We start from the raw sequence: 3010 nt of genomic DNA, 5'->3' as shown, positions 1-3010 counted from the left end.
CCTGCAGCATCTCCTTGTCCAGGGACAGGTCGGCCACGAGCTTGCGCAGCTTTGAATTCTCGTCCTCGAGCTGCTTCAACCGGCGCATGTCTGGCGGCAGCATGCCGTCGTATTTCTTCTTCCAGTTAATGGGATGGACGGCTCTCCCTCTTCGACCGAGGCTGTGAGCCTCAGCAGGAAGGAGTGGGAACATGACAGTGGCATTTCTTGGCATCGATCTGGCGAAGAACGTTTTCCAGCTGCACGGCGAGGATCCCGATGGAACTGTTGTTTTGCAACGACGCGTTCGTCGTGACCGCTTGCTGACTGAGGTTAGTGCGCTTGCGCCATGCATCATTGCGATCGAAGCGTGCGCGGGTGCCTTCTATTGGCAGCGGCAGTTCGAGGGAGCAGGGCATCAGGTCCGGATCATCGCCCCACAGTACGTGAAGCCTTTTGTGAAGCGCCAGAAAAACGATCGCAACGATGCGGCTGCGATCTGCAGAGCTCTCAAGCAACCAGATATGAAGTTCGTTCCAGGAAAGTCTCTCGAGCAGCAGGACATCCAGGCGCTTCATCGCGGTCGTCAGGGTCTGGTGAATCACCGCACGGCACTGGTGTCCCAAATGCGGGGTCTGTTGCTCGACCGAGGTATAGCCTTCGCTCAGTCGATTAGGCGGGCGCGCCGGGAGATCGGCGCGTTATTGGATGAGGGGGCACCCGAACTAAGTGAGCTGTTCCGATCGATGCTGGCACAGCTTTACGCCGCCCTACTCGCCTTGGATCACCAGATCACTTGGTTCGACCGAGAGATTGAGAAGGTATTTCAGGCGAATGAGACCTGTCAACGCCTGGCCAAGATCAGGGGCGTTGGCCCCAAAACCGCCACCGCAGTCATCGCCGCTGTCGGTGATGGCGCCGAATTCAGCAACGGCCGCCATCTAGCCGCTTGGATGGGCCTCGTCCCGCGGCAACATTCCAGCGGGAATCGCAATAGACTTTTTGGCATCTCCAAGCGTGGAGATCGACATTTGCGGACCCTGCTGATTCACGGAGCCCGGGCCGTTGTGCGAACATCGGCTCGACGGGACGATGCGCAATCAAATTGGATCCGCGACCTTCAGGCGCGCCGAGGAGCAGCAAAGACCATCGTGGCCGTGGCCAACAAAAATGCCCGCGTCATATTCGCCATGCTGCAGAAGGGTACGGAATTCCGGGTCGCCTAAAGCTTCCCGGGGAGGTGTGAACGATCAGAGAAGTGTACCGGCCGACGTGACCGGCGCGTGAGGAACCTGAGTACTTTAATGGCTCATCGAAGCCGCCCAGTTGTTGAGGCTCACGCCGCGCGGAATTCCCATTTGGGCGCGCCAGCATCCCTGGTGACGCCGGATAGATGTTGGCACCCAAGTTCGCCGGAACGCTGATCAAATCGCTTGCACCGGGAGAGCCGTCCATAGATGAAGTAGGTCGCCTGGCTGATGCCTGCCTTGCGGCATATGTCCGCGACCGGAACGCCATCCGCTCCCTGCTTAAGAATGAACGCCTTCTGGGCGTCAGAAAACCTCGATGCCTTCATCGTCCTTCGCTCCTCCCAGCCAGGGAGATTACGGCGAAAAACTCTAACTCAAAGCGATCCAGTTTTCCGGGATCAGATCAAACGAGACCCTGTTCCACGGCCTCGACCATGCCCGTGCCCTGATCCGGGAGTGGGCGGAGGACTACAACACCTGCCGCCCGCACTCCTCGATCGGATACCAGACCCCGGCCAGTTACCCGGAAATGATTTTCGCAATTGGGCCAGGCATGCCTGGCCTCATTGCAAACAAGGCGCTGAAAGGCATAACCACAATCGCCGCGGCTCTAATCAGAGCTGGATGAAAGTTTTGTGATAGGTCACTGTGCCTCAAAAACAACAACGTCCTGGAAGAAAAAGCCTGGTTGATCTTTCCATTGGCCTGGCAAATAATCCCGAATGATCAATCCAGAATCGCGTACCGCTTCAAGGAAAACATCGTATGGAACGCCCGTTGCAACTTCAGGCACAGACGCCCAGCCAGGATATTTCCAGTAATTTGAATCGTAAGCACTTGTGTCAAAAATCCACTTATTTTCCGGCTGTGGATAGTAGCGACTGATGGCAGAGGTCTTTTGATCGGGGCGGTACAAATCGTCCAAAATGAAGAAGCTGATGATCGCACGGCCACCTGGTTGCAAAACCCGACCGACTTCATTGAGATAAAACCGCCAATCTTCCTCGCGAAGATGGGTCCAGACTGACAATGCTGTAACAAGATTGTGTGAATTGTCTTCTATATTCCAAGCGCGTGGGCCTTGGTCCACGGCTTTCGAATAGTATCCGTTGGAGGCCTCTGTGTAGAGAAAATTGACATTTCTTTCATAATATGAATCGTTGCAAATATTTATAAAGTCTTTATTGATATCTATTCCCAAATAACTGTCCTCTGGCTGGAGATAGGACTTGGCTGCCAGATATAAGCGCCCCACCCCGCAACCAACATCAAGCATACGCACCGGGCGCGAAGGCAGGTGCTGAAAAATGAGCGATTGAAATATCCCGATAGTATAGCACCATTCGCCATAGGTTGTAGTACCCAAGCCGCCTCCACGCTTTGACGCGGGGGGGATTAGAGGCAAAATCGATCCACGCGATAAACTACTCTTCTCGAAAGCCCGATATACGCTCTCAAGTGAGGCTGAGATTCTTTTTTTCACTGCCGAAACGAACACAGCTGTTCTCCTAATATTTTTCCAGATGATTTATAATACGCTGAGCTGTCAAGCTCATTTGCGATTTTCGTGCTCTTGACCTGCCCCCCCCGCTGGCTCCCTCGATTTGATGTAGAGTCTGCCGCACACGAAGGAGCAGACGAATGAGGAAGTGCTTGATCCGACACCATTCTCTGGACCACCCCGGGTTAGAGTTTCCCGACCAGGGTCACGGTGACGGGCTGGGTGCGTCACCGTGATTCATCAGCGTGATCGGGGGCTTGTTGCCGATGGCACCGTGCGG

The 3010-nt window shown here is 54.9% G+C and carries 3 protein-coding genes and 2 pseudogenes; 2 read left to right on the top strand and 3 right to left on the bottom strand.

The window, feature by feature from the left end; genetic code table 11:
* Positions 1-127: pseudogene (locus tag H7F49_RS19105) on the bottom strand (transposase); the annotation flags it as partial.
* Positions 128-191: 64 nt separating this feature from the next.
* Between H7F49_RS19105 and H7F49_RS19100 the strand changes: the two are divergent.
* Positions 192-1205, top strand: a complete 1014-nt coding sequence (locus tag H7F49_RS19100) for an IS110 family RNA-guided transposase (protein ID WP_185685136.1) — start codon at positions 192-194, stop codon at positions 1203-1205.
* A 233-nt stretch (positions 1206-1438) separates the two neighbouring features.
* On the opposite strand, the pseudogene H7F49_RS19095 reads toward H7F49_RS19100, so the two are convergent.
* Positions 1439-1555, bottom strand: a pseudogene (locus H7F49_RS19095) (transposase); the annotation flags it as partial.
* A 56-nt stretch (positions 1556-1611) separates the two neighbouring features.
* On the opposite strand from H7F49_RS19095, the gene H7F49_RS20010 reads away from it, so the two are divergent.
* Positions 1612-1857: an integrase core domain-containing protein gene (locus H7F49_RS20010; protein ID WP_407940329.1), complete on the top strand. Its 246-nt coding sequence runs from the start codon at positions 1612-1614 to the stop codon at positions 1855-1857.
* 15 nt (positions 1858-1872) lie between these two features.
* Here the strand turns inward: H7F49_RS20010 and H7F49_RS19085 are convergent, their stop codons facing one another.
* Positions 1873-2595, bottom strand: coding sequence for a class I SAM-dependent methyltransferase (locus H7F49_RS19085; protein WP_185685135.1), 723 nt, complete (start codon positions 2593-2595; stop codon positions 1873-1875).
* Positions 2596-3010: the final 415 nt, after the last annotated feature.

The organism is Novosphingobium aerophilum (assembly GCF_014230305.1).
Lineage (GTDB): Bacteria > Pseudomonadota > Alphaproteobacteria > Sphingomonadales > Sphingomonadaceae > Novosphingobium > Novosphingobium aerophilum.
Note: the sequence above shows the minus strand (reverse complement) of the source record. Positions and strands in the feature narration are given on the sequence as shown.